Genomic DNA, 849 nt, shown 5'->3' on the forward strand with positions numbered 1-849 from the left:
TCCTACTATGGCTATGATCGCCAAAAAATGTCCACATATTCAAGTCACAGTAGTTGATTTAAACGAAGCTCGTATTGCTGCCTGGAACGATGAAGACGTAAACAATATACCAGTTTATGAACCTGGTTTAAGTGATGTTGTTGCCGAAGCAAGGGGACGTAATCTGTTTTTTTCTTCTGACGTAGATGCTGCGATATCTGAAGCAGAAATGGTGTTTATATCTGTAAACACCCCTACAAAAACTTATGGCGCCGGCAAAGGGCAAGCTGCAGATTTAAAATGGATAGAGCTTTGTGCCAGGCAAATTGCCCGTGTTTCAAAAAACAACAAGATTATAGTTGAAAAATCGACTTTACCTGTTAGAACGGCAAGTGCTATAAAGGATATTCTTATGCATACAGGGGATGGTTCACAGTTTCAAATACTATCTAACCCTGAGTTTCTTGCAGAAGGAACCGCTGTAGAAGATTTGGATGCTCCGGATCGTGTTTTGATAGGAGGTGATAATACACCTGAAGGTCAGATTGCCGTGCAGGCGTTAGTTGATATTTATAATAACTGGATTCCAAGAGAACGTATTTTAACTACCAACGTTTGGTCTTCTGAGCTGTCAAAACTAACAGCCAACGCTTTCCTGGCCCAACGTGTATCTTCGATTAACTCTTTAACAGAGCTTTGTGAAAAAACAGAAGCTGATATTAATGAAGTTGCCAGGGCAATTGGTACGGATAGCCGTATTGGTCCTAAATTTTTAAAAGCCTCAGTTGGTTTCGGTGGATCATGTTTTCAAAAAGATATTTTAAACCTGGTTTACATTGCCAGAAGCTATGGCTTGCAGGAAGTGGCTGA

Annotated in this window: 1 protein-coding gene; it reads left to right on the plus strand. The window is 40.4% G+C overall.

From position 1 onward, the window contains the following. Nucleotides 1–849: nucleotide sugar dehydrogenase (locus AC1DPZ_RS28220; RefSeq protein ID WP_477409780.1), on the plus strand; the 849-nt coding region annotated here is incomplete at both ends.

The organism is Mucilaginibacter sp. P4_G9 (assembly GCF_056400985.1).